21 protein-coding genes and 2 tRNA genes are annotated in these 25,605 nt (G+C 50.3%); 10 read left to right on the top strand and 13 right to left on the bottom strand.

Features of this window, described 5'->3' with window-relative positions:
- The first annotated feature begins 159 nt into the window (after positions 1 to 159).
- The 3 genes from HYN46_RS17550 (at position 160) to HYN46_RS16010 (ending at position 2,065) form a co-directional block, all read left to right on the top strand.
- Positions 160 to 288 (top strand): hypothetical protein, encoded by a 129-nt coding sequence (locus tag HYN46_RS17550; RefSeq protein ID WP_265935984.1) that lies wholly within the window; start codon positions 160 to 162, stop codon positions 286 to 288.
- Positions 285 to 962 (top strand): glutathione S-transferase family protein, encoded by a 678-nt coding sequence (locus tag HYN46_RS16005; protein ID WP_114900318.1) that lies wholly within the window; start codon positions 285 to 287, stop codon positions 960 to 962. The genes HYN46_RS17550 and HYN46_RS16005 overlap by 4 nt, the downstream gene beginning before the upstream one ends.
- A gap of 239 nt (positions 963 to 1,201) precedes the next feature.
- Complete coding sequence (locus HYN46_RS16010; protein WP_114900319.1) at positions 1,202 to 2,065, top strand: metal-dependent hydrolase; 864 nt, start codon at positions 1,202 to 1,204, stop codon at positions 2,063 to 2,065.
- A gap of 104 nt (positions 2,066 to 2,169) precedes the next feature.
- Here the strand turns inward: HYN46_RS16010 and HYN46_RS16015 are convergent, their stop codons facing one another.
- Positions 2,170 to 2,748: an FMN-dependent NADH-azoreductase gene (locus HYN46_RS16015; protein WP_114900320.1), complete on the bottom strand. Its 579-nt coding sequence runs from the start codon at positions 2,746 to 2,748 to the stop codon at positions 2,170 to 2,172.
- Between the two features lie 165 nt (positions 2,749 to 2,913).
- Between HYN46_RS16015 and HYN46_RS16020 the strand changes: the two genes are divergently transcribed.
- The gene (locus HYN46_RS16020) at positions 2,914 to 3,858 is read left to right on the top strand and encodes a LysR substrate-binding domain-containing protein (protein ID WP_114900321.1); all 945 of its coding nucleotides are present in this window, start codon (positions 2,914 to 2,916) and stop codon (positions 3,856 to 3,858) included.
- Between the two features lie 59 nt (positions 3,859 to 3,917).
- On the opposite strand, the gene HYN46_RS16025 is transcribed toward HYN46_RS16020, so the two are convergent.
- The gene (locus tag HYN46_RS16025) at positions 3,918 to 4,322 is read right to left on the bottom strand and encodes an OsmC family protein (RefSeq protein WP_114900322.1); all 405 of its coding nucleotides are present in this window, start codon (positions 4,320 to 4,322) and stop codon (positions 3,918 to 3,920) included.
- Positions 4,323 to 4,441: 119 nt separating this feature from the next.
- The gene (locus HYN46_RS16030; RefSeq protein WP_114900323.1) at positions 4,442 to 5,308 is read right to left on the bottom strand and encodes a pirin family protein; all 867 of its coding nucleotides are present in this window, start codon (positions 5,306 to 5,308) and stop codon (positions 4,442 to 4,444) included.
- Positions 5,309 to 5,603: 295 nt separating this feature from the next.
- Here HYN46_RS16030 and ppc point away from each other — a divergent pair, with 295 nt between their 5' ends.
- From ppc to HYN46_RS16045, 3 genes are all read left to right on the top strand, one after another.
- Positions 5,604 to 8,312, top strand: coding sequence for a phosphoenolpyruvate carboxylase (ppc, locus tag HYN46_RS16035; RefSeq protein WP_114900324.1), 2,709 nt, complete (start codon positions 5,604 to 5,606; stop codon positions 8,310 to 8,312).
- A gap of 110 nt (positions 8,313 to 8,422) precedes the next feature.
- A complete protein-coding gene (locus tag HYN46_RS16040) occupies positions 8,423 to 9,271 on the top strand; it encodes a YfaP family protein (protein ID WP_114900325.1) in 849 nt (282 codons plus the stop codon).
- Between the two features lie 149 nt (positions 9,272 to 9,420).
- Positions 9,421 to 9,984: a 1-acyl-sn-glycerol-3-phosphate acyltransferase gene (locus HYN46_RS16045; RefSeq protein ID WP_210009255.1), complete on the top strand. Its 564-nt coding sequence runs from the start codon at positions 9,421 to 9,423 to the stop codon at positions 9,982 to 9,984.
- 113 nt (positions 9,985 to 10,097) lie between these two features.
- Here HYN46_RS16045 and HYN46_RS16050 read toward each other — a convergent pair whose 3' ends face one another.
- Positions 10,098 to 10,784 (bottom strand): phage tail protein, encoded by a 687-nt coding sequence (locus HYN46_RS16050; RefSeq protein ID WP_228254837.1) that lies wholly within the window; start codon positions 10,782 to 10,784, stop codon positions 10,098 to 10,100.
- A gap of 556 nt (positions 10,785 to 11,340) precedes the next feature.
- On the bottom strand, positions 11,341 to 11,847 hold the full coding sequence (locus tag HYN46_RS16055) for a nuclear transport factor 2 family protein (RefSeq protein ID WP_114900326.1): 507 nt from the start codon (positions 11,845 to 11,847) through the stop codon (positions 11,341 to 11,343).
- A gap of 191 nt (positions 11,848 to 12,038) precedes the next feature.
- On the opposite strand from HYN46_RS16055, the gene HYN46_RS16060 reads away from it, so the two are divergent.
- The 3 genes from HYN46_RS16060 to HYN46_RS16070 are packed head-to-tail and all read left to right on the top strand — an operon-like array spanning position 12,039 to position 13,474.
- The gene (locus HYN46_RS16060; protein ID WP_114900327.1) at positions 12,039 to 12,392 is read left to right on the top strand and encodes an ArsR/SmtB family transcription factor; all 354 of its coding nucleotides are present in this window, start codon (positions 12,039 to 12,041) and stop codon (positions 12,390 to 12,392) included.
- Positions 12,373 to 12,897: an SRPBCC family protein gene (locus tag HYN46_RS16065; RefSeq protein ID WP_210009257.1), complete on the top strand. Its 525-nt coding sequence runs from the start codon at positions 12,373 to 12,375 to the stop codon at positions 12,895 to 12,897. The genes HYN46_RS16060 and HYN46_RS16065 overlap by 20 nt, the downstream gene beginning before the upstream one ends.
- On the top strand, positions 12,890 to 13,474 hold the full coding sequence (locus HYN46_RS16070; RefSeq protein ID WP_114900328.1) for a dihydrofolate reductase family protein: 585 nt from the start codon (positions 12,890 to 12,892) through the stop codon (positions 13,472 to 13,474). The genes HYN46_RS16065 and HYN46_RS16070 overlap by 8 nt, the downstream gene beginning before the upstream one ends.
- Positions 13,475 to 13,671: 197 nt before the next feature.
- Here HYN46_RS16070 and HYN46_RS16075 read toward each other — a convergent pair.
- The 8 genes from HYN46_RS16075 to HYN46_RS16110 form a co-directional block, all read right to left on the bottom strand.
- Positions 13,672 to 13,747: transfer RNA gene (locus HYN46_RS16075), tRNA-Glu, on the bottom strand.
- Positions 13,748 to 13,783: 36 nt separating this feature from the next.
- A tRNA-Ala gene (locus HYN46_RS16080) sits at positions 13,784 to 13,859 on the bottom strand.
- 59 nt (positions 13,860 to 13,918) lie between these two features.
- The gene (gene gltX / locus HYN46_RS16085) at positions 13,919 to 15,442 is read right to left on the bottom strand and encodes a glutamate--tRNA ligase (protein WP_114900329.1); all 1,524 of its coding nucleotides are present in this window, start codon (positions 15,440 to 15,442) and stop codon (positions 13,919 to 13,921) included.
- Positions 15,443 to 15,554: 112 nt separating this feature from the next.
- Positions 15,555 to 16,349 (bottom strand): YfaP family protein, encoded by a 795-nt coding sequence (locus tag HYN46_RS16090; RefSeq protein WP_114900330.1) that lies wholly within the window; start codon positions 16,347 to 16,349, stop codon positions 15,555 to 15,557.
- Complete coding sequence (locus tag HYN46_RS16095) at positions 16,339 to 18,081, bottom strand: DUF2300 domain-containing protein (protein WP_114900331.1); 1,743 nt, start codon at positions 18,079 to 18,081, stop codon at positions 16,339 to 16,341. Before HYN46_RS16095 ends, HYN46_RS16090 begins: the two co-directional genes overlap by 11 nt.
- Before the next feature lies 1 nt (position 18,082).
- Positions 18,083 to 22,756: an alpha-2-macroglobulin family protein gene (locus HYN46_RS16100; RefSeq protein WP_114900332.1), complete on the bottom strand. Its 4,674-nt coding sequence runs from the start codon at positions 22,754 to 22,756 to the stop codon at positions 18,083 to 18,085.
- Entirely contained in the window at positions 22,687 to 23,430 is a 744-nt protein-coding gene (locus tag HYN46_RS16105; protein ID WP_228254838.1) for a DUF1175 family protein, read from the bottom strand. The genes HYN46_RS16100 and HYN46_RS16105 overlap by 70 nt, the downstream gene beginning before the upstream one ends.
- 30 nt (positions 23,431 to 23,460) lie before the next feature.
- Positions 23,461 to 25,422: a DUF2138 family protein gene (locus HYN46_RS16110; RefSeq protein ID WP_114900333.1), complete on the bottom strand. Its 1,962-nt coding sequence runs from the start codon at positions 25,420 to 25,422 to the stop codon at positions 23,461 to 23,463.
- Positions 25,423 to 25,605 lie beyond the last annotated feature (183 nt).

The following is a 25,605-nucleotide window of genomic DNA, read 5'->3' on the forward strand; positions in this document are numbered from 1 at the left end:
AGGAATGATTATTTTCATTAAGTTCTTATTTGGAACTTTAGTATATTATGATGGGGACCACAAGCTGAATATATGCCGATGTCCATCAAGCAGCAATGTTTTGGCAGACAAAGGTAAGTGATGGCACACGAAGTCTAAACATTTCACCAGAAGTGAAACGTGGGTTTCGTCCCCGCTGCAGAGAATGCTTCACACGCTGGCTTTGGTGGTTTAAAGTCAGCCACGGACATTGATGCCCCCTTTATCCTTAAAACACTGATTAAAACCTCACAGGACTACCGAGCATGAGCCAAAATATTGTTCTTCATCAGTGGGAAATTTCCCCTTTTTGCCGTAAGACGGCATTGACGCTCGACCACAAAGGATTGGCTTATGAAAAACTCGACTATAACGGCTTCTTGGGTGCCAAAGTTGTTAGCCTAAGTCGCGCCGGGAAATTACCCGTGCTGGATATCGATGGCAAGCGTATTCAAGACAGCACCCGCATCGCACGTTACCTTGATGAGCACTACCCAGAGCACCCGCTCTACCCTGTTGATCCCATTGAAAATGCACAGGCTGCCGTTTGGGAAGATTGGGCTGATGAATCGCTATATTGGTTTGAGGTGTACTTCCGCTATATCGACAATAACGCCATGGAGCAAGTGCTCGATATCGTCTGCGCAGGGCGACCCAAGTATGAACGCATCGCGATTAAGGCTGCGCTGAAAGTCGATTTCGCCTTAAAACTCCGTATGCAAGGCCTAGGCAGACTGAGCTACGACGATATCGTGGCTGAATTTACTCTACATCTGGATCGGATAGAGGCGGTACTCGCGCGCCAAGATTGGCTGGTTGGATCTGAACGGAGTATCGCGGATATTGCCGTGGGTGCACAACTGGCTGAAGTTGTCCGTACCAGCCAACTGCGTGATGTGATTTTGGCGAGACCTAACCTTGGAAAATGGTTAAAGCGCATTTAATATAAATAGTTACGATAAATAACATTCAATGACGGTCATCAAGATCATGACCAAAAATTGGCAGACTTCGCCTATACATGGCGACACAAGCTAATCAAGATTCGTTGTAATGGCTATATTCAGCGCATTCTAGAAATTATCATCTCGATAATACCAGATCGCTTCCGGCATCATGATTCAAGCAAGAAAACTCGCTTGAATCATGATCAAGCCGACTCCTTATCCTTGTGAGGTTAGCCATGACTGCCATGTTCTCGCACCAAATTGAAGTCCGTAGCCATCTGGATTTTCAGTTGAATGAAGTCCCTAGATTTTGGTTCGACAATAATCCCTATGCCACCCGCCTATTTGATTCAATCTCGATGCTATTTCCAGTCGGTGAGCGCTTCTTTATCAGCAGTATCCGTCCGTATCGCGCGCAGATTCAAGACCCGGCCCTTGCCGAATCCGTCGCTGACTTCTGCAAACAAGAAGGTCAGCATGGTATCCAGCATACGCTCTATAACGACCTCTTGATTCAGCAAGGCACCCCCACTGCAGAAATCATTGATAAATTTTCAGAGCGTTTGGAAGAGATTAAGAAAGCTGCACCACTGGAAATGCATCTGGCGACTACCGCTGCGCTTGAACACATGACCGCCTTAATGGCTGAAGCCATGTTTAGTCGTCCTGAAATTATGGCCAATGCCCACCCGAATATGCGTGCGCTATTGGCTTGGCATGCGATTGAAGAAATGGAACATCGTGCCGTCGCGTTTGATGTGCTGACCAAAGTCGTCAAAACCAGCTATCGCAAGCGGGTACTGGCGATGACCATGGTTGTCCCCCGTTTCTGGCGAGATGCACTGGTGCATACCGATCAAATGCTAAAAGCCGATGGCTTTAGCCGTCTGGAGCGTCTGAATATGGCGCGCAAAACCTTGCCGTTGTTTTTTGGACGCAAAGGTATTCTGACCGCGGTATCCAATGAGTTCTTTCAATACTACCGCCGTGACTTCCACCCCAATGATATCCCCGTCCTCAAACACTATCCGCGTTGGTTATCTGCGTTTGAAGCCAGTGGTGATCCGATCTATGCCTCACAGCAGATGTATGCAAATTAAACCCTGCCATTCATGCTGATCAACACGCATAAAAAACGGTGAGTCATCAAGACTCACCGTTTTTTTGAAGATCACATCGCAGTGATATCGAACTTCAATAAAGCTCAGCTTGCTTTCGCTAGGCTTGGGATAGCCGCATGCGCCGCAGCCAAGGCATCAGTACGATGTTGTGGCGAGTAAGCAATGCCTTCTGCACGGATAAACTGCACATCAGTCACGCCGATAAATGCAAAAATCTGTTTCAGGTATTTTTCCTGAAAATCCGCTGGGCTATCTTCCCCAAAGGCACTACCACGACCACTGGCGATGATCACTTTTTTGCCCGTCACTAAACCTTTAGGACCCGCTTCGCTATAGCTGAAGGTACGACCTGCAACGAGCACACGGTCTACCCATGCTTTCAAGGTTGAAGGAATACCAAAGTTGTACATTGGTGCACCGAGCACCAGGATGTCTGTATCTAAAAACTGCTGGAGTACGGCTTCTGCTGCCGCAGCTTCTGCAGCGTCTACTTTTGCCAAACTTGCACCAGTCAAATGCGGTACAGGATCTTTGTCCAAATCACGATGCGTAATGGTGAGGTTTGGAACGGCTTTGTTTAAATCAGCAACAATCGCTGCGGTCAACTCACGTGTAACTGAATGATCGCCGAGTGCACTTGAATCGATATGTAATACTTTCATGGAAATCTCTATATTCTGGTTTACGGAAGTACCGCGTTGGAGTCACTATAATCGTTTGATTAATGCTATCCAATACCCTAAAATAAGACGAACTGTTGCAATAATAGAACAACATTACCTTATAGCCTCAACCCTACAATTTCTGCATACGGTTTGGAGTTTCTTATGGATAACCTCAATGATCTCTACCTCTACGCCATGGTGGTGGAACATGGCGGGTTTAGCAAAGCCGAGCGTGCACTAGACATCCCAAAATCACGCCTCAGCCGACGCATCTCCCAATTAGAATCAGACTTGAACGTACGCTTACTGCAACGTGACTCCAGACACTTCACCGTCACCGATGTCGGGCAACGGGTCTATCAGCACGTGCAGTCGATGCTCACCGAAGCCCAAGCCGCGCGTGATGTAGTCGATGAGCTGAGTGCAGAGCCTCGAGGCATCCTGCGGGTTAGTGTGCCTATCGATATCGCGGAACAGCAGATGCCGTTGATTCTGCCTGAATTCATGCGCCTCTACCCCCATATCCAAATCCAGCTCACTGTCACTAATCGACGTATTGATTTACTCAATGAAGGGATCGATGTGGCATTACGTGTCCGTGACAAGCTAGATAACGACGGCAATCTGGTGATGCGCAAATTCGGTCAATCCGAATCGGTATTGGTGGCCAGCCCTGCTTACTTAAACCGTATGGGACGTCCACAACATCCGGAAGAACTGCTGCAACATGTCACCCTCAGCCACAATGAAAACGACATTAAACAGCAATGGGCACTGCATGGCCCACAAGGCAAAGTACTGTTTGATATCAAACCGCAAGTCATCGGATCGAGTTTTGCGTTATTGGGTGCACTGGCTGAACAAGGGGAAGGGATCGTTCTCTTACCGCTCATGCGCTGTATTGATCAGATCAGGAGTGGCAAGCTAGAAGTGGTGCTGTCGGACTGGCGTTTACCACAAGGGATCTATCATGCGGTGTTTGCCTCAAGACGAGGAATGCTGCCTGCGGTGCGGGTCTTTATCGACTTTCTGGCCGAGAAAATTCCACCGATGCTCCAAGAGCTGCATGCTAACTGCCCTAGCCATCCCGCCGAACGACACGCTTAAGTAGCGACTTGTCCTGTCATGCGTTTTTGGTGCATGACAGGACAACGAGACATCATCGATTAATCCGCAAGATCCGTATCAATCGAGATCGTTCCGGTCAGGACCTTATGGATCGGACAGGCATTGGCGACTTGCAGCAATCGTTCACGCTGCTCATCGCTCAAATCTCCGGTCAAGGTAATATGCCGAGCAATCACATTGGTGCCCGGCGTTTTGCCATTAGGATTAAGCTCCAATTTGACATCAACCTCATCCAGCGGCCACTCTTTGCGCTTGGCATACATTTTCAAGGTCACCGATGTACAGGCTCCTAAACTCGATAGCAACAGCTCATGTGGGCTGGGACCCGCATCCAAACCACCCAGATCGGTAGGCTCATCGGCATACCATTGATGGTGATCATTGCTTAGGGTCACCAAGTAAGGCGTGTCTTGAATGGAGGCTTTCACGGTAAAATCACTCATAAGGGTCATCCTTTGGCAAATGCTACGTTGTGTCGTCTAAATATCAATCTATTCTTCAATGTTCCACTCCATGCAAAAGCGCCTAGCCCACCGGAATGGACTAAGCGCATGTCATTGCATTAGCGTGAAATTTTTCCAAAGTTTCCGCTATTGAAGTCTTGCATCGCTTCATGAATCTGCGCGGCAGTATTCATGACAAATGGTCCGTAGCCTTCAATTGGCTCATTCAGTGGTTGACCACTCAAAATCAGAAAACTCGCATCACTGTTGGCTTCAACCGTAAAGTCAGTGCCAACCTGATCCAACACCACCATTTGCGCATCACGCGCAATCTGGGTGTCATTGACTTGTACCGTACCGCGCAGCACGATCACAGCCAGTGTATGTCCTTCGTTGACCGTGAAATCGGCACGTTTACCGGCATTCAGACGCACATCCCAGACATCGACGGGTGAGTAGGTTTCGGCAGGACCGACAAAGCCTTCAAACTCACCGGCAATCACGCGCAGAGTGCCAGCGCCATCTTTAAGCTCAACACTGGGGATCTGCGCATTCTGGATCGCTTGATAATGTGCTGGGGTCATTTTGTCTTTGGCAGGCAGATTGACCCACAATTGCACCATCTCAAAATCACCACCTGTTTTGGTGTATTCATGAGAATGGAACTCTTCATGAATGATCCCGCCGCCTGCGGTCATCCACTGCACATCTCCCGGTCCGATCACCCCGCCACCACCACTTGAATCGCGATGTTCGACTTCGCCTTTGTAGACAATGGTCACGGTCTCAAAACCACGGTGTGGATGCTGACCCACTCCACGCGGTGTGGTAGTCGGTTTAAACTCGGTTGGACCCGCATAGTCAAGCAACAAAAACGGACTCAACTGCTGTCCAAACGTGTTATAAGAAAACAACGAACGTACGGGAAAACCATCGCCGACCCAGTGTTGACGTGGGGCACTATAGGTACCTAATACTTTTTTCATGTATTTCTCCTGTGTAACGGCTTATTGAATGTCACACGATTTAAGCCATCATACAGCGGTAACAATATTGCGACTAGATAGCCAAACTGCGCATCAGCGTTTCATCAGTAGAACGATATTACCCTTGAAATCTGACATCCCTAGATTGCACGCCTGCAATATGAATAACCAGCGGCATAGGGCATGTAGATACGCTTTTGATACAGAGCCGGCGGCTCATTCTGATCAAAAATGAGCGATAGATCTTGTGATCAACCTGTTGTATAACGTATAGATTCTCGATTGGAGACTCCTCATGAATGCGCCCTCATCATCACCCGTTTCTGATCCCCATGCAGCCTTGCGCGATGATGTCCGACTACTGGGTCATCTCTTGGGTGACACGCTACGCCAGCAAGTTGGCGAGGCGCTGTATGACAAAGTCGAAACTATCCGCAAACTCGCCAAACAAACCCGAGATGGCGATAGCCATGCAGGCGTTGAACTCAATCGCGTGCTGTCTGCACTGGAAGACCACGAGCTGTCCCCTGTAGCCCGCGCCTTTACCCAATTCTTGAATCTGGCCAATATCGCCGAACAATACCACCGTGTGCGCCGCCGTCGCGCATGGCAATCGCTGGAATCCGCAGCCCCGCAGCATGGCTCTACCAGTGAATTGTTTCCACGTCTCGCCGCCAACGGCATCGATGCCGAGACGATTTGGGAGAGTGCACAGTCTTTAGACATTGAACTGGTCCTGACCGCGCACCCCACCGAAATCAGCCGCCGTACCCTGATTCAGAAATATGACGACATCACCGATAGTCTAGAACGCTTAGATCGTCTAAATCTCACTCCTTTTGAGCGTACCGAGGAGCTGGCCAAACTCAAACGCGACATCATCGCCGCATGGCATACCGATGAAATCCGTCACCACAAACCCACACCCGTCGATGAAGCCAAATGGGGCTTTACCGCCATTGAGCAGAGTTTATGGTTTGCCGTGCCGCAATTCGTTCGCGAGTTTGATAACAGTATTTTCCAGCATACGGGCAAGCACTTACCCCTGACCAAAACTCCAATTCGCTTTGCCTCTTGGATGGGCGGTGACCGTGACGGCAACCCGAATGTCACCCATCAAGTGACCGAAGAAGTGCTACTCCTGTCGCGTTGGCAAGCTGCTGATCTGTATTGGCATGACATTGACGCACTGCGTTGGGAACTCTCGATGGATGTCTGTAGCCCCGCGCTCCTCACCCATCTGGCGGCACAAGGCATTACCAACAGTAGCGAGCCTTATCGCGATATCTTGCGTGAAGTGCGCCGTCGTCTGGGAAGAACACGAGATTGGGCTAATGCACGGCTACGTAAGGAAACAGGCGTTGATGACAGCGATATCTACCTACATGCCCATGAATTAATGGCGCCTCTCAAGCTATGCTATGAATCCTTGATCGACTCCAATATGGAAGACGTCGCCAATGGTGAATTGATCGATATCATCCGCCGTGTTGCTTGCTTTGGCGTAGAACTGCTCAAGCTGGATATTCGCCAAGAGTCTGCACGGCATGCCGAAGTATTAAACGCGATTACCACGTATCTCAATATCGGCAGCTATGGCGAATGGGATGAAGCGGAGCGACGGGCATTCCTCATCCGTGAACTGAAAAACCCACGTCCGCTTTTACCGAAGACGCTCAAAGCCGCACCGAATGCCCCGATTCTGTCTGCCAATGTCGTCGAAAGCTTGGCGACCTTTGATGTCTTGGCTGAACATCCGGGTGAAGCGCTGGGCGCTTATGTCATCTCGATGGCACAGAACGCCAGTGATGTCCTTGCTGTGTTACTCCTGCAAAAGAAAGCCGGTGTACAGAAATTGCTACGTGTGGTGCCACTATTTGAAACCTTGGATGACTTAGACCGTGCGCCTAGCGTACTAGAGGCGTTGTTTTCTATCCCTGAATACATTGATGAGATTCACGGTCATCAAGAAGTGATGATTGGCTACTCAGACTCCGCTAAAGACGCAGGCTTCCTCACAGCCAACTGGGCACAGTACCGTGCTCAAGAAGCGCTGACCGCCGTTGCAAAAAAACATGGTATCAAGCTCACCCTCTTTCATGGCCGTGGTGGTTCGGTGAGTCGTGGCGGCGCACCCACCCATCAAGCCTTACTGGCTCAGCCTCCAGGCTCCGTCCAAGGCTCAATCCGTGTGACTGAACAAGGTGAAATGATCCGCTTTAAATTTGGCATGCAAGGCATTGCCATTCGCAATCTTGAACTGTATGCCACCGCCACCCTAGAAGCTTCGCTGCTACCGCCACCAGCGGCAAAGCCCGAATGGCGTAAGCTGATGGATCAGATGACCCAAGTCTCGGTCGCAACCTATCGTGAAACCGTGCGCGAGACGCCTGACTTTATCCGCTATATGCGCACGGTTACACCCGAACTAGAGCTGCAATTGTTGCCTCTGGGCTCACGCCCTGCACGACGCAACACGGGCGGTGGGATTGAATCACTGCGGGCGATTCCTTGGGTGTTTGCATGGACGCAGATTCGCTTGATGCTGCCTGCATGGCTCGGTACGGGGCGCGCGCTGAATACTGCGATTCATGATGGCAAAGCGGATCTCATCAAAGAGATGAGTCATGATTGGCCGTACTTCCATGCCCTGCTCGACATGCTGGAAATGGTCTTGGCGAAGGCCGACCCTGCCATCGTGGCCTACTATGAATCACATCTGACCAAAGACCCGGCCCTGCTGCAACTGGGTACTGAACTCCGCCGCCGTTTAGGCAGCGCCACGGCAACATTGCTGAATGTCACTAATCGCAAACAACTGCTTGAAACCGCACCTGTACTCAAACGTTCCATCACGGTACGAACCCCATATATCTTGCCACTGCATATGCTGCAAGCCGAACTGATGCGGCGTCGGCGCGAGGTTGAAGGGTCCAAAGTGTATGATCATGCGCTGATGGTGACGATTGCAGGAATTGCGGCAGGGCTGCGTAATACGGGTTAAACACCCATAGGACGAATCGCATCAGGCACATTAAAAAACATAATGATTATTAAACCTGATGCGACCTATAAATGATCCTTTGATACGGAAATCAATGAAAGGCAACTCCCATGCAATACGGTATAGATGCAATCAAAAATAATAAATCCAGAATAATATCGACACATGCCAAACCACTGATTCTAGTCAGTGGCTTATGTCTAGTCCTAAGCTCTGCCCATGCTGTACCCACAGCAGCTCAGCCAGCAGATGGCCCCAAAGGCGGCTGGAACTATTCAGGGCTCACCGACCGCTCAACCGATAACAATATGAGCTACCCGACTCCGCCGATTTACCGTGGGCTCACCCGAAACCGTACCCCGATCAAAGGCACCATTCCGCTTACCGATCAGCAAATTCCTGAGCTAATCGTCAATGGCAATGCCATGCGCCTCAACACCGACAAAAGTGGACACTTCGAACGCTTCTATGCATTTGGCTCAGGCTCAAACAGTATCGAGGTTAAAGCCGCTAGTAACAAAGTAGGACACCGCACCCAATTTTATGAATCGAATCCGAGCCAAGTCACGCCACACTTACGCATCATTTGCTCATGGGATGCCCCTGAAGCAGAAGTCGATCTGCATATCCTGACCCCAGATCGCCAGCATGTGACTTGGAGCAGCCCACTGCTTAAAGAAGGCGGCGGGCTTGATGTCGATAGCGTTGATGGACCGGGACCGGAGATGTTTACTGTCGCCAGTCCCTTACATGGCACCTATCAGGTGTATATCAACTACTGGGGTAACCTTGATGAGTCTGGTTATAACTTTGACAAAACCAAACTGAAAAAACCGATCGTCACCTCCACCATTACCCTCGTCTTTAATGAAAATACACCGAATGAAAAACGGGAAAGCTTTATCGTACCGCTGCGCAAAATTGGTGAACTGACGATGGTGAAATCATTTTTATACTAAGAAATGGATAAAACATGCTCTTATTTGTTCAATAAATATCTCATTCATCCCACTTAGAGTATTTTCAAGCCAATCTCAAGCAACTTAATATCAGGTAAAATAGCCAGTCAATAAAGCGCCATCGCGATTTACAACAAACGAGAAAAATCATGATCGATCAACAGCTGGGAAAGCTTATTTTCAAACTGAATGGCTGGAAGTACGAAGTCAATCCAGAAGCACTTAGCGACGCCAAACAGGTCATCATCGGTTTTCCGCATACCACCAACCTCGACACTGTTCGCGCAGCCATTTTCTTTCATATTTTGAAGTTGAATTACCATATCTTGGTCAAGAAAGAACTGTTTAAGTTTCCACTGGCACCGATCTTAAACCGCTTGGGTTTTATTCCCGTCGATCGCGCTAAATCGCAGAATGTCGTGCAGCAGATGGCGGATATCTTCGCCAAAAGCGAACGCTTTAGTCTGGTGATTGCGCCTGAAGCCACACGGGGGAAAAATGGTGAAAAACGCCCGATCCGTACCGGTTTTTGGCATATTGCCAAAGCCAGTGGCGTGCCGATTGTACTGATGCTATGGGATGACGCGGTTGAAACTGGCCGGATCTTTGCCAAGATCATGCCGAGTGAGTCGATGGAAAACGATCTGAAAGAAATTCAGCGTCTCTACGCGGCCTACGGCACGCAGATTGAGTTACCGCAAAAAACGATTTAAAACGCGCTCAAACCGACACCAAACGCCCACTCCTTGTGAGTGGACGTTATGCGAAGTCTTTCACTTGAAAAGAGCGATAAAAATCTTTGCTCACCAGCTAAGCCACTAAAGATTTAATTGTGCGAAGGAAAGATCCCTTGTGTCGCAATACAATAAATCAATCCCAGTGAAGGCGGCTGAATAGGAATCGGCTGGCTACCCCCTGTTGCACCTACTGCACCATTGGTTAAGCCTGTCGCTGTCGCACCGCCCAACGCTACGACACTCGAATGTGTACCCGTGTAGAGTTTAGGTGCGCCTGCCGTCGCATTTACAGCGCCCAAATAATTGGCGCTATTACTTGGGGTACTTGATGTTCCCGCGGCGGTACTGACATTAACATTGACCTGCAGTGCAGTACTCGATGGTGTAAAGGTATGGGAGTGCGAAGGTAACTGAGAAACGGTCAGTGTCGTTGTTGGCGATCCAAGCGTCTCCCCAACAAAGACTTGATCCAAACCAGGTCCCTGACCCTCACCCACAATCACACGTCCTCTCAAATCCGGCAAAGCAAAGGTGGTCTGGCCATTTCCGCCATAATTTGTTCCCAGCAATGCAAACAGCGCTTGATTCTGACTAATGGGCAGGAGTTGACCCGAAGTTTCAAGATACCCCACTGGACAAAAGTTAAATGCAAAAGGACACACCTCGCCGAGGAAAGGTTGTGATCCACATGCAAACGCCGACTGAGCACCCAGACTTAATAGTGCTACGGCTGCATAGCCTGACATTTTTATAGCCACATTTTTCTTGATACGCATTCTTTTTTCCCCTATTTATTAAATAAAATCACTTCAAACCACTTCATTATAAAAACAACAACACCATCGATACCGCCAAACACCCCCAACAACAACACAAAACACTAGGCCAGATCCCAAAGTATCAGGATCAAAAAGAAGACATCAAAAGAGAGCAGGAAACAATAAAGATCTTGAGCAAACTCAGGATGGGCTGCCGATCAGCATAAGAAACGCTTAAAGATTTAAACATTTAAAAAGCCCCCTCTATTCAACACTATTCTTGATCTCATCACGATTCGTTCTAAAGACGATCGCTATTCTTGTTCTTATTTTCCTCATCTATAGAGGAAAGCCTTTGATTTTTTTACAATCTATTCTTATTCAGGTCGTGATTAAATGGTTATTGTTAACAGCTTTCGAAACAGTAATTTTGGATATATTTTAACCAGAATATTGCCCCAAAAGATTTAGAAGCGCAAGATAAACTTGATTTAGAGCCATGCGATTTCACAGACGCAAGGAATACAGCATCTTTATGCTGTACCCATGCTCGAAGTGTTTGATCATCATGCACTTAGAACATCGCATTGCCGCTTGCGGTCTTCTCAGGAATAGCTTGAGTCACATCCCAATGCTCGACAATCTTGCCATGCTCCAAACGAAAGATATCAACAATGGCGACACCACGATCACTGGGACTCGTCGTTTTATGCACATGCAAAATGACGAAGTTGCCATCCACAAAAGACTGCTTAATTTCACTATGCGATGTCGGCAGTTTCTCTTTGAGGAAGCTGACGAAGTGTTTGAATCCGTCTATGCCATCTGCTGCGCCAGGATTATGTTGCTTATAGTATGGCCCAAGGTATTGGCTTGCAGCCGCAAAGTCTTTTTGATTCAATCCCGCATCGTAAAAAGCGAGCACGGCTTGCTTATTGGCTTGTTGCTGGGCTGCGGAAGGGACTTCGATATTGGACATCGGGGTTGCTCCTGAAGAAGGTATAGCTGTTGTTGATGTAGCCGCACTCACACTCGATAGTGAAAAACTAGTCAATAACACAAAGTACCAGACACGTTTCATCGTAACTTTTCCTGTGATCGATATCTCCTGATCATGATCATTTCATGACGAGTCTTCTAGTAGAGATTGTTTAATGCCAACGAATCTCACTTGGAAGGTGTCAGCACGGAAATGAATATCTATATTGACAAGCGGTTTTAAAACATTTTATATTTAACCTTAAGGTTAATTAACCATTAAGTGTAATACATATGTCTACCGACTCTCTAAGTACCACCTTTGCTGCGCTCGCTGATCCAACACGTCGCGCGATACTTGCCCAACTTGCACTGGGAGAGGCCACGGTCGCGGAGTTAACCAAACCGTTCTCAATCAGCGCGCCCGCCGTGACCAAACACCTCAAGGTGTTGCAACGTGCCAAATTGATCACTCAAGGTCGCCACGCGCAATGGCGACCCTGCCAACTCAATGCCACGCCATTGCGCGAGGTTGCCGATTTTATCGAGCAATACCGCCAGTATTGGGAGCAAAGCCTAGATCGTCTGGAAGCATATCTAAAAATACTCCAAACCGAGGAGATGCAAAGTGCAGAAAAAAAAGACTGATGCGGCAAACGCTGCAGATACCAGCGACCGCGAGATCATCATAACGCGTCTGATTGATGCGCCGCGCGAACTGGTCTGGGACGCAATGACCAAACCTGAGCATATCGTGCATTGGTGGGGTCCTAATGGCTTTACCAATACACTGGAGAAAATGGATTTTCGCGTGGGCGGTGAATGGCATCACATCATGCACGGCCCAGATGGAAGAGACTATCCTAACCGTAGCATCTATACGGTCATCGACAAACCACAACGCATCGAGTTCTGCGTGGGTGGCACCCATAAGGGCGATCCAAACGCGGTTTTTGAATCGACGTGGACGTTTGATCTGGTGGATGGAAAGACCCAAGTGACCATCCATATGATTTTTCCAACTGCGGCAGCGCGCAATAAAGTCGTCGAGGAGTTTGGCGCGATTCAAGGCGGAAACCAAACATTGGCACGCCTTGCAGACTATGTAAATAAAAGCGAATCACAAGATCACAAAGGAGAAGATCATGCGTAAAATCGTTTCATTCGTCCATGTATCACTAGATGGTTTTGTGGCCTCTATCGATGAGGGCATGCATAGCCTAGGCTGGATCAGTATCAGCGAGGATCTGTTTGCATATGTCGAGCAACGGATTCAGCAGACCAACACCGCGCTTTACGGGCGCGTTACCTTCGAGATGATGGAGTCATATTGGCCAACCGCCGCCGATGCGCCCGATGCCAGCGCCCATGACCATGCGCATTCACGCTGGTATAAAGCCGCCCGTAAGGTAGTCCTATCAAAAACCCTGACAGAAAAGGATCATCCCAATACTCACATCATCAGCAGCAATTTAAGCGATGAAATCAACACACTCAAGCAGAGCGCGGGCAGCGATATTTTAATCTTTGGCAGTCCCTCAGCCACGCACGCGTTGATGGCGGAAAACTTGATCGACGAGTATTGGTTATTTGTCAATCCGATTCTATTGGCACGGGGTATTCCCTTATTCCAAAACATTCAGGACAGAACTGCACTCACACTGGTAAAAAGTCACATTTTTGCGTCGGGTGTGGTGTGCTTGCAGTATGAGGTAAAACGCAATGAATGAGGTAAAGCCAAGCAGAAAGCTTAATTTAGCGGACTAATATTCAGAGTCATCGTTGCAGCTATTAGCGATATAGTCTGATCCCGTTAAAAGACTTCGATTTTAGTAGCAATCTGTGAACAACGACGGGCAACAAAAAAGCCTTAAGTCAGTAAACTTAAGGCTTTATGTACTGTAATGGACTACAGTGATCTCGAATTTGGCGTCCCCACGGGGATTCGAACCCCGGTACTCACCGTGAAAGGGTGATGTCCTAGGCCTCTAGACGATGGGGACTGGACGTGTAACATCTGCGTTTACCAATTTGACGTTTGGTGGAGCCTAGCGGGATCGAACCGCTGACCTCTACAATGCCATTGTAGCGCTCTACCAACTGAGCTAAGGCCCCGCACGGCAACGCAGGCGCACATGTTAGGGATTCAGAACAGCCATGTCAATCACATCTGGTTACTTTTCGACCCCTTCGTCAATGATTTTTGGTTCATTTAGCGAAATATCGAGCTTTTGCCACTCTGAGGTCTCTTTTTTGCTAACGCCTCCAAGAATTTCAACTGCTTGGCGTAGACGTGCATAGGTCAAATCGGCACCCAAAATCGCCATCGACTCCATCACAGGCGTCGAAGTCGAACTACCGGCAATCGCAATAAAGAACGATGGCATAAAATCACGCAGTTTGATTTCCATCTGTTCAGACAGGGTCATGAGTGTGGCTTTGACAGTCTCTTCATTCCACTGCATCAAACGCTCAAGGCGCCAAAGCGACAATTGCAATACCTGACGGACTTGGTCTTGGGTGAGCTTCTTATGTGCAAACGACTCAGCCGTCAGCGGCTGCGTCGCTTTGGGTGAGCCATTAAAGAAGAATCCGGCCCAATCGGCAGCATCTGACAAAGTATTGATCCGTGGCTGGATCGCGGCAGTAATCTTCTCAAGCTGCGCACGGTTACCGCGCCATGACAGGATTTTATCCAGCAATGCCGCTGGTGATAGATCGCGAATCCACAGGCCATTCAGCCAAGTCAATTTCTCGACATCAAAGATCGGCCCACCCAACGATACGCGTTGGATATCAAAGTGCTCAATCATCTCACTCAAGGTGAACTGCTCACGTTCATCAGGCATCGACCAGCCCATACGGCCCAAGTAATTGAGCAGGGCTTCAGGTAAGAAGCCCATATCACGGTAATAGGTGATGCTGGTCGGATTCTTGCGTTTAGACAGTTTGGATTTATCCGGATTGCGCAGGAGTGGCAAATGACAGAGCACTGGCATGTCCCAGCCGAAATATTGATAGAGCAATTTGTGCTTCGGGGCCGAGGAAATCCACTCTTCACCGCGCAGCACATGAGTGATTTCCATCAGGTGATCATCGACCACGTTAGCCAAGTGATAAGTCGGCAAACCGTCTTGCTTGAGCAGGACTTGCATATCCACTTGCTCATAAGGGATCTCGATCGCACCGCGTAGCAGGTCATCAATATGGCAAATACCTTCCGTCGGCACCTTCATACGCACCACATGCGGTTCACCCGCTGCAATGCGCTGACTGACTTCTTCAGCGGTCAAATGCAAACAATGGCCATCGTAACGTGGCGTTTCTTTATTAGCCATTTGTGCATTACGCACTTCGGTCAGGCGCGCTTCGCTACAGAAGCAGTTAAATGCATGGCCTTTTTCCAGCAAGATATTGGCATGCTGAGTATAGATCTCACGGCGTTCGCTTTGACGATACGGGGCATGTTTACCGCCAATATCTGGACCCTCTGTCCAGTTCAACCCGAGCCAACGCAGGGAATCCAGAATCATCTGCTCGGATTCAGGTGTGGAGCGGGTTTGGTCGGTGTCTTCAATACGTAGAATGAACTCACCGCCATGCTGACGGGCAAAACACAGATTAAACAGCGCGACATAGGCGGTGCCTACATGCGGAAAGCCTGTCGGAGAAGGAGCAATACGAGTACGAACGGTCATAAGAGTCACGTCAAAGAAAACGAATAGGGTAATTTGGGATAGATGATAACAAATGTAGCGCAGCTTGGCTTTTGTTTAGGTATCAGGATTGCGCCTTAGCACAGCGCGTAACTTAATAAATAAACTGCGCGACCTGTGTCAGTTCCCCAACCTTACGCAGCGGCACGATATAGGTCTGTTGTTTCTCATTCGGGGTATTTTCATTGGTAATCACGGTCACCGTTACGGTGGTAATCACTTTGCTGGATTCCCCGCCATAATAGTTAGCGTAGATCAGATACGTGCCATGCACCGCATTGGGAGTTGCGAAGATCTCAGGACCATAGCCATCGGTCGCGTCGATATCGATAGAGCCGCCGCTCGGAATGGTTCGCTGACCATACCATGCATGTTCCCGATTAGGTGTGACTACGTGCAGATCAACGTCGGTATGATTGGTATCCCACGACATCACAACGCGTATCTTGGCCGGCACTTTGCCTGCGTTGGCTTCATAGAACTGGCGCCGTGTCTTGTCACCATTGGCAGTACGAACTTCGATACTGTTGCTCCCCGAACCAAAAGCATAGGGACGTTGATAATGTCCTGACTCATCAATCGAGAGTGGCATCGTAACGCCATTGGCGACCATAGTCGCAGGCTGATCTTTAGATTTCGGCGCGGCTTTAATCTGCCCTTCAATCAAGGCACTCCATGCATGTCCACCACTATTGGTATGGGTTGCGGGATAGTTGACGGTTTGGGAGAAGTTCCCTTGGCTACTGTCGCTAAAGCGCCAGCCATTGGTTGGTCTAGAGGCTGTCGTGCCCTCAGCATCGGCCTGCATCATCAAGCCACTTCCGACCAACACCAGCACGGCACCTGTAATCGATAGCAAACGAAATCCTCTGATCTTGTTATTGTGCATGACGGATTTTCCTGAGGGTCGATGGTGTAGAAGTAAAGGATGACAAACCTAAGTCATCGGTGAGTTGTCGCGCCTGTTGCTCAATCCAAGTTTCGTCCTGTCCTCGCGGGTGGAAGCGTAGCGCCAGATGCAAATACTCATGCCATAAGGTGACACGATCATTCTGACTGCGCCAGTCGCGGACATAAATATTCAGCGACTGTTGATCGGCATAAGGATTGCCATAGTCTAACCGACAGACATTGACCGATTTTAATGCCTCAAAACCATCAATACTCGCCATACGCTGTTGCACCTTAACCAAATTCCGCTGGAGATACTGCTCAGCCTCAAGGATCGGCTGGCATTGCTTGCCGTCTGTCGCGAGTTGCCAACTGGCCTTGGGGAAAGCCTGCTTTAGAATATACAGATAGTTGCTGCCCTGCTGCGCTTGCTTCACCGCGTTCTGCCAGCTGAGCAAACCCTCTTCAGCCTTGGTCTGATGATAGCGGATTGGACTGCCTGTCAAACTCAAACCCTCGGTAAACGCCACGATGCGCTGTGCATTGGCCGTTGCGGGATTAGGGGAGACACGCTGATAGCGGCTGTCATCATCAATCTGCAAACAGCCTTGATGGAACTCGGCGTTTTGCAACAGATAACTGCGTGCTGCAATACTCAGTGCCCGCGCCGCCTGTGTGATATCCGCGCTCCCCTCACGATCCACCACCCGCGCCAAATAATCTTGTAGCCCTAGCCGTCCGATAATCTGCACTGGCTGGTTAGCAGGTTTCTGCACCGAAAGCTCACCTTGACTACGAATCACCAAGCTCTGCTGATTGGCAAATAGGACGCGATAATCCCCACGTAAATGGCCACTTGAGACTACCGTTTTCAAATCATCCACCCGACTGATCTGTGCAATGGGATAACGCTTAAAATAATGCACCGACACGCACTGATCATCACGCGGGATGATCGCTGGCGGTAAACGCTCGGCCAGCAGCGGACTTAAACGCTGGACTACTCGATGACTACCGCCTGTCGCCCCTAACCAAAATGCAGTGCCATCAGCTAGCCAACCCGCCGCACCGCCAAAATATCCGCCCGCCAATGTCGGATGTGCCCACGTATACGTCTTAAAGCGATAGCCTCCACCCAACACGGGCAAGACATCACTCCACTGCGGCTGCAACATGCGACCTAGCAGTGCCTCACGCGTAAGACTCATCACTTTAGGCGGCACACGGTTGAGTGCATTTAAAATATCCGTCACAGGCACCTGCGTCTGGGGTTGTACCCGAGATAGATCCTGCAACCATGGCACATCTGGCGCTTGCTGCTGCCAGTAGCGCTGCCAGTCTTTGGCCTGTATCTGCAAACGCTGCGGCTGGAAGTACGCGCCACACGAGCGCAGCAGCGCCACATCGCGACTGATCGACTCATCATGGGTACAGCAATACTCATCGCCAGTTGCTGCTTGTGTACCCGCATGACAGGCATAAGGCCGATCTGCTACGTGCTGATCGACACTATAGGTATACACCCAGAGCTTCCATAAGCTCCCCAACGGCACCCGCGCCGGCATCTGTTTAGCATCCCCGAGCAACCACGTCGGGTGGTTAGGAGTTTGCTGACTGACAATCCAGCCTTGGTTGGCTGAATTTAAAGAGGTATTCGCATAGACATGAGATTGCAGCATCACGCCCACCATGCCAAATGCTACGCCATACCAACGCTGCCAGCGCATCATCCTATTCCACAGTCACACGATTACGCGCAGCCGACTCCAGCACCTGAGCATCAGGACGATACATGTTGTAAGCCCGTGCAGCGGGCAGCACATACTGACCGCGCTGGCTAAAGCGCAGCAAATGTTGCACCGTGGTTGCATCGGTGACTTGACCTAGCGGGACGGCATACCCGCCTGTCATCTCTTGGAAATTAGCGCGCGGCAACTCATCACGATCTTTGATCTTGATGCCCCAAGTACCCGGTTCAATCTGCGCACCCGCAGGCAGCGGCGCATCGATCACCATGTAATGTAAGGCTTGTTTCGGGGTCAGGGTATAGGTGTCCAAGTACAGACTATCAGTATGGATCGTGTCTTTAGGCCCCACTTCCTCTGCTTCAAACGAACCATCACTTTGTGATTTCAGCAAATACAATTGATGAGTCAATGTCGCTGGCAAGGTCGAGACTGAACCGTGCTGCGCACTGTCATAGCTCAGAACCGCATTGCTACTACTGGTCAATATGGTTGGTAAAGGCGCAGGCGGTGTTGCTGTTTTTACCAAAGAGGCCGATGGCCATTGATACACTTTGCCGCCGGTTCGTGTCGTTTGCAGCGTCCACGGTGAAGCTAAGGTTGCAGGCGTCTCAGCCGCAGCACCTGATGCCAGACTTTGTTCAAGCCATGTCAGCATCACCGCACGGTCGATGGTCGCATACTCACTGCTGGCTTCGGCAAGCAGTGCATTGGCGGTCTTGCCATCGCCTTGTCCTAGACTCAGGAGTAATGCCGACCCCAACAGCGTAGGCTTGGCTTGCATACGCGCGGTCGCTTCAACCACTTTACTACTGAATTCCGCAGAGCCTGATTGGCTTGTGGCTTTCAATACACGGCTCGTCAGTAGCACAGCCAAATCCTGTGTTTGACCACTATTGTCACTCAAGATCAAACTATCACGAGCACCATAGCGCGCTTCACCGAGCGCCGCGCCATTGACTTCTTGAGTCGCCAAAGCCGATGCCATCGAACCCACAGGCAGACCGATCTGACGCATCCAGTCCAGCATCAGGGCACGCTGCCAGAACGGCTGCTTCACCCCATCACTGCTATAGACATCCAACAGACGCTGCCAATGATCCGCAGGCAGATTGATCCCGAGCACTTGCGCAGTACGCCAATCGGCATAGTAAGCATAGGTGGTCAGGAAGGGATCAGCCGCCATGGAGCGCCCCCACCAGCCAAATTTTGCCTCATCACCGGCCATACTCGCGAGGCGAATCCGCTGGGTATAGAGCTGGCGAGCTATCTCGCTCTTACGCGGATCATCCGCAGATAAGGATTGATAGACCAGCGCCAGCGGAATCATACGGCTCGCGGTTTGCTCGACACAGCCATAGGGTTGATCGATCAAGTTGTCCATGACCCGATAAAATCCTGCACGGCTGCTGTCGATCCAGCGCAAGCTGACATTGGTCGCGTCCGCAGGCAATCCCAGTGTCAACTGATTATTGACTGGGCTCACCAAGCGATCAAAATGGGTCAAACGACCATTGGCTCGAGTAGACAGATTGACCAATAAACGATCCCGTACTTGACCCTGCTGGTTCAAGCTTAAGGTCAGTGCGCCGCTTTGCTGCCCCTGACGCGGCACTTCGATAAAGTTAATGCCGGGTTGCAGCGTCACATCTTGGCTATTGGTCAGTGCACCTTGCATCACCAACTGGGCTTTTTGCACTTGATTGGTTTGGTTAAAGATCGCAAGGTTCCCAGTCGATTGATCATCGGCACGCAGCCAACGCGGACTCGTCCACTTCAAGTACACGTCTTTATTACTCAGGATATGAGTGGTGTTCTGACCAACGATGCCATCTGAGGTCATGGCCCGTGCCGTCACACGCCAACGTGTCAACACATCCGGCATGGTAAAGGTGACCTGTGCCTGCCCTTGGGCATTGGTAGTCAATTGCGGTGCCCAGTAGGCGGTATCTACTTCATCCCGACGCGGACGTTCAAGCACTTTGATGGCACGTTCATGGGTACTGTGTGTACTCGCGGGCTGATCCAGTTGATTGCTGGATAAGTCATAGCCAATGAAGGATGGACTATATTGCGTACGCACATTATTACGCCGTGGGTGGTAAAAGAAGTCATGAATGTCTGGTGCAATCTCAGGTTGCAGCACATAGATCATCTCATCAACCACACCCAAACTGACTGATGCCGGCACGGGCTGACCCTGCACACGGGTTTGCACATTTAGCTTCACCACCTCACCCGGTGCATACTGAGTTTTATCCGCAGTCAGGCTGATTTCAACCGATTTGCTGGCGACCACCAGTCCTGCATTCTCAAACACAAATTGATCTTGTTTGACATAAGCAACCGATAGCGTGAGATTCGGTGCAAACTGCTCTGTAACTGGCACCGAGATCCGCCACTGCTGCGGCGACAACTGCTCGGTCTTCAGCCATCCTGCGGGGGTTTTCAGCAGGCTTAGCCCTTCGACCTTATCGCGCTCAAGTGTGATCAGTGCCTGATCCACGGGTTCAGAGAAAGTAATCAAACCACTGGCGCTATCACCGACTTGGTAGCGATTCTTATCCCAAACAATTTCGATATGACCTGTCGGCACTTTCAAGTCTGCACCGCTGACCCAATGACTTGTGGCGCCTAAAATCGATCCATCAGCAGCCAAGAGACTAATCACATAGGAGCCGGACTTATCCGGTTTGACCGTAAAGCTGTTTCCTGAGAGATCGCCTGTTTGCTCGCTATTGTCTTCTAAACGCACCAGTTTCCAGCGCACTGGCTTCACGTTCACGACCGCTTGACCCGTTGGACCTGCGGCAGTGACTTGATGAATTGAGACATTCACTGGCTGATGCACTGCGGAAAAACGCACTGGGGTGTCCAGTTGCCAGGTCGCCAGCGCACGTTCAATCAAGAGTTCCTGAGTGTGACGCACGCGGTAAGCTGCACCATCCGTGGCAAGAACCGACACCACATAGCGACTAGGTTGTTTGACTTCGGGTAGGCTGATTTTGACATTACCATTACTATCGGTCTGGTATTGCTGGGTGGTGAGTTTGATCGGAAATAATCCCCCATAACCCAGATCCCCCTCCACCATACTCAGTGCTTGTGCCTTGACGTCCAGATCCACGCGCGCATTTTTAACGGGCTTGCCATCGGGATAACGCAATTGCACCACGGCGGGAATCGCTTGTTTGGTTTTAAGCTGATCTTTATCCACTGACAAATTGATTTCAAAATGCGGCTTTTGGAAGTCCGCCACGCGGAATGCCGCGCTGTACACTTCACCCAGATAGGTCAGTTGAATTTCATAACCGCCCGATGCACTGCCCGCAGGCAAACGCACGGCGGCATTACCACCCGTCTGCCCCTCAAAAGTCATACTCTGACTGGCGACGGGCATGCCGTTCGGGTCCAGCACATTGATCTGGATCGGTGCGGAGGTCAGCGCCTTAGACTCACGCGCATTGACAAACTCACGCCCCACCACTTTGATCTGCACCGTATCACCTGCGTGATAGAGCGGACGATCCGTCGTCGCAAACAGCTTGGTATTGTAAATCTCACTGTCGTAATAGAAATTCTCAGAGATCAGCACACCCCCTTGCGGATCTTGAGCATAGACGTAGGTTTTCTCAGGTGAGGCATGTTGTAGTTGCACCCAGCCTTGTGCGGTGGTCTTGCCAGCGGTGAGATCTGCCGTCCCATCGTTCCAGTGCACATTGACATCCGCTACGGGCGCACCTGTTGCACGATTAACCGTCCATACCGTCAACTCAGAAGATGCGATCTTGCTCACTGCCACCGTATTGCCCACAAACACCATGGTTACTGCACGCTGTTGCCCCAGCATCGCCTCAACCACATAGAGACCTGGTGCGAGCTTACCAAGCGGAACATAGACATTGCCGTTAGATAGTGGCGCTGGCTTCGGGGCATCACTGGCTGAGCCAGTAGAACTCGACGCATTATTTGGCGAGTCACTATTAAACTCAATATTGCCTTCAATATTGGCACCTGTCAGTTGGGCATCAGCGGGGGTAATGTCTTTGGCAAATTGCACCGGATAACGAAAACGGGATATCGGCGTAAAGCCTGCGAGTGGCTTATAGGCCGATTCCGCTTGCATCGAGTGCCCTGTCATCAGATCAGCACGCTGATGCAGATCTGGTGCAACCTCGACGGTTCCACGCCGTGCATCCTCAGAAAAAATGGCGCGCCACAGCAAACGCGCTGAACGAGCAACCTTATCCCAGACCGCAACCACCGAATTCCAAAGTCCGGCTTGTTTCGGCACAGCTTTAACATTAATACGATGCAAGTTAGTTTGCGCTTGCAAGAAACCGATCGGATTCGGCACCTGATAGACGGCTACCTCGACCCCAGCCTTGTCATTAACCGCCTGTACATCCTGCATCTCCAGACGCACTTGGGCTTGCTCATTCGGGCTAAAACTGCGATCCGATAGAATAAAAAAACCAGCATTGGCTGAGTCATCCGGCAAATCTTCCGCATGCAGAACTTGCAGACCGAGCAGCATGACCAGCAGCCCGAAGATCACAGTTGCCCCAATCTCTTTGAGCCCCATGACCATTAACCCAGACTTAAAAATGCCAAGCGATACAGGCCGAGGAAATTTGGATTTTGTGCTTGAGGCTGCCATCGGGTGTCTTTCCAATTTATTAATTTTTCAAGTGGATACGCGCGTAAACCATTATCTGTTTTGGTCACAGTACCCGTATGGTAGGCCACATATTGACCCATCCAGATCATCAGGTGCTGTGCTTGTCCTTGATCAAACAACAACAAATCCGCTGGTAAGGCATTAATCAAATCACGCCCCACCAAACGGCAATTATATTGAACCAACTCCAGCGCACTGACATAAGCCCCACGCTGACCATCGGCGCGGCGCCATTCATGGCGGATCGCAGCCAATTGTGCATCGCTCAAATTCGGCTCAGGCGGCAGACGCCGACCTTTAAAGCCATTGGCTCGTAGCCACTTTTCATCATGACTACGTAGCGCCTCAGCACAGGCAAAACGCACCAGCCCCACACAATCGTGCTGTTCCCAGCGCGGAGTCGGTCCCTGATTCAGCTGCTGCGCCACAATCAATTGAATCCACTGCCGCACGGCCTGCACTTGACGTGCATCTAAAGCCACCTCAGGCGGCAGCTCATCTGGTGCAAAAGGATTGCTTGCATCATTCGCCACCATGGCCAGCGCCTGATTGGACACTCCCAAAGCAGCCGCTAAGCCTATAATCCGTTCCAGACATTGCCGCCGGGACAGGAAGGCTGCTGTTGAACACTCAAGATCGAAAGGTTTATCCATCATCAATCTCGTTAAATCATCGCGCGCCCGCTAAGGCGCGCTGTGCCAAATCATCGGCTGCCATGCAGTCGTATCATTTCCTGTACTCACTGATGCATTTTTCAACGTTACGGCAAAAGGGGCTTGCTGGGCTAAAGCACTCATCCGGCTAGGCATATGATAGTCAAACGCGGCGCGCAGACGCGGCAGGCTCTTTTGCGGGAGCGCATCATGACCCGTCTCCGTCATCAGCGTCGCGACTTTAGCCGGATTGACGTAGAGCAACGTCACCGCTTTGGGATCAATCAGTCCTTTAGACGCTTCTTGGACATTCGGATAGCGCTGGTCAGCGACTTTCATCGCACGTTCAACCAAGGGGCTACTTGGTGAGAAATACAGCACTTGGTTGTTGAACGCCAGCATCGGATTGGTGCTTTGCGTCGGCAAAATCTCAAGCGTGCGTTTGATGGTGGTAAAGCCACCTTGCTGCTGGGTCGTCAAAGCTTCTGCGGCCTTAATCTCTGGATCGAGTTTTTGCTTGGCGGCAATCAGCGCTTCACGTGCATCATCCTGCTGCTTTTTCAGATCTTCTTTTTCAACTTTCTTCGCCGCCAGTTGATCGCTACGCTCCTGCTCCCGCGCAGCGCGCTCTTCTTTCCCGAGATCCTGCATTTCGGATCGGTCTGGTGACTTTTTCAGTGCTTTGATTTCATCATTGACGGCTTGGAGCTGTGCTGCAAGCTGGCGTTTTTTTGCCTGTATCTCGCGAATCGGCTGATAATAATCACGATTGGTCGATACGCCCCAATTAAACAGTGCCGTAAGGTCTTCTGTCTTTAAGGTGGACTTTTCAGTACGCAGCCCGATAAATAAGGGCTTGGAGACATCATCACCCGCTTCGGTATACCAACACACTGCGCCAGTCGGTGCCAGACTCTCCAGCGCCTTACTTTCCAGCATCTGATCCACAGGCGCTTTAGCCGACTTCAGCGCAGCTTCCACCTGAGTCCAATCGATCGAGGTACTGGCACACCATGCCGCATAGGCCGGAATCTGCGCCCATATGCGGGAATCGACGTGAATTTTGCGGGTATTGGCTTGGCTGGTCCACCTGCCATTGTCATAGTCGAAACGCAGTGCCTGAATATCCGGCATAAATGCGCCATAACCTTGCGCAAAGAAGCGATTAGACATCCAGACAGTTTGCGCATGCGTCGTGCTCAGCTCCGGCGCCTGACTATCATTAATCAGTTTGCCACGTGCTTTGGCATCTTTAGCCAGCAGCGTTTGGACAAAAGCTTCTGCGTTGGTGTCCAACTCACCCGCATCACGACTCACCATCGCACTGTCTGAAAATAAAACTAACCGCTTTCCATGGGCGGCGAGCACCAAACTACGCTGCGATGACAATGCAATTTTGAGCAAAGGAATCTCATCGCCATCGACTTTGATGCGGCCCACTTCGGTAATTTGTCGATCGGCGACCAGCTTCATTTGTGCCAGTTGCTGCGCCACCGTCAGCAACGGATCCCGCTCAATACTGAGCGCCCAATAGCGCAGGGCATGAGTGCCATCGCGCCACAGATAAACATCCGCAGGCGCTGCAGCAATATTTTTAAGCAAGTTATCCGACCAATTCAGATCATGCTCAAAGCTCAAACGACGGATTGCACCTTGTAGGCTAAGCCAATCGACATCTTGCTGATAGAAATATAAAAAATCTTCGGTAAGCACGCTTTTTAGAATAGGAATTTGCAACAGGTCATGGGGCAGCAACGCTAAATTCTGGCTGTGAATCCAGACATCCGGCGTGCCCAAACTGATCTCCGCTTGATTGTCAGGCTGTACCGGCAGCCGCAGACGGTACCAGGCAAAAACAGCCACAGCGACGAGCAATACCGCCACAATGGTCAAGGTGCCTTTTAGCTTCCAAGACACCGGCTTTGGCGTGTTCGGGGATGGTGGAATCGGGGCTGGCGTCGGGATATCTGTCGTCAAAGTCGAGGTGCTCATGGGTCAGGCATGCTCAAGTGCAAATCATCATTTTTTCAATCAAAATGATGGCGTTGTATTTATAATCGCGTGATCGCGTATTGTTGTTCAATGCGGATGGAATGATCCTTTTTCCCACAAGAAACGATCTGCTCTAGTAGAGTCGATCTGATGCTGATTTGTCCAGTCTTGGAACATACAAGT

Source organism: Aquirhabdus parva (assembly GCF_003351745.1).
GTDB classification, from domain to species: Bacteria; Pseudomonadota; Gammaproteobacteria; order Pseudomonadales; family Moraxellaceae; genus Aquirhabdus; species Aquirhabdus parva.

Bases quoted from the DNA above. Each gene is read 5' to 3' on its own strand.
- HYN46_RS16010 (WP_114900319.1), top strand. From the start codon at position 1,202: ATGACTGCCATGTTCTCGCACCAAATTGAAGTCCGTAGCCATCTGGAT.
- HYN46_RS16040 (WP_114900325.1), top strand. From the start codon at position 8,423: ATGCAATACGGTATAGATGCAATCAAAAATAATAAATCCAGAATAATA.
- HYN46_RS16105 (WP_228254838.1), bottom strand. From the start codon at position 23,430: ATGGATAAACCTTTCGATCTTGAGTGTTCAACAGCAGCCTTCCTGTCC.
- HYN46_RS16055 (WP_114900326.1), bottom strand. From the start codon at position 11,847: ATGAAACGTGTCTGGTACTTTGTGTTATTGACTAGTTTTTCACTATCG.
- HYN46_RS16050 (WP_228254837.1), bottom strand. From the start codon at position 10,784: ATGCGTATCAAGAAAAATGTGGCTATAAAAATGTCAGGCTATGCAGCC.
- HYN46_RS16060 (WP_114900327.1), top strand. From the start codon at position 12,039: ATGTCTACCGACTCTCTAAGTACCACCTTTGCTGCGCTCGCTGATCCA.
- HYN46_RS16110 (WP_114900333.1), bottom strand. From the start codon at position 25,422: ATGAGCACCTCGACTTTGACGACAGATATCCCGACGCCAGCCCCGATT.
- HYN46_RS16015 (WP_114900320.1), bottom strand. From the start codon at position 2,748: ATGAAAGTATTACATATCGATTCAAGTGCACTCGGCGATCATTCAGTT.
- HYN46_RS16025 (WP_114900322.1), bottom strand. From the start codon at position 4,322: ATGAGTGATTTTACCGTGAAAGCCTCCATTCAAGACACGCCTTACTTG.
- HYN46_RS16070 (WP_114900328.1), top strand. From the start codon at position 12,890: ATGCGTAAAATCGTTTCATTCGTCCATGTATCACTAGATGGTTTTGTG.
- HYN46_RS16090 (WP_114900330.1), bottom strand. From the start codon at position 16,349: ATGCACAATAACAAGATCAGAGGATTTCGTTTGCTATCGATTACAGGT.
- ppc (WP_114900324.1), top strand. From the start codon at position 5,604: ATGAATGCGCCCTCATCATCACCCGTTTCTGATCCCCATGCAGCCTTG.
- HYN46_RS16045 (WP_210009255.1), top strand. From the start codon at position 9,421: ATGATCGATCAACAGCTGGGAAAGCTTATTTTCAAACTGAATGGCTGG.
- HYN46_RS16100 (WP_114900332.1), bottom strand. From the start codon at position 22,756: ATGGCAGCCTCAAGCACAAAATCCAAATTTCCTCGGCCTGTATCGCTT.
- gltX (WP_114900329.1), bottom strand. From the start codon at position 15,442: ATGACCGTTCGTACTCGTATTGCTCCTTCTCCGACAGGCTTTCCGCAT.
- HYN46_RS16005 (WP_114900318.1), top strand. From the start codon at position 285: ATGAGCCAAAATATTGTTCTTCATCAGTGGGAAATTTCCCCTTTTTGC.
- HYN46_RS16020 (WP_114900321.1), top strand. From the start codon at position 2,914: ATGGATAACCTCAATGATCTCTACCTCTACGCCATGGTGGTGGAACAT.
- HYN46_RS16030 (WP_114900323.1), bottom strand. From the start codon at position 5,308: ATGAAAAAAGTATTAGGTACCTATAGTGCCCCACGTCAACACTGGGTC.
- HYN46_RS16095 (WP_114900331.1), bottom strand. From the start codon at position 18,081: ATGATGCGCTGGCAGCGTTGGTATGGCGTAGCATTTGGCATGGTGGGC.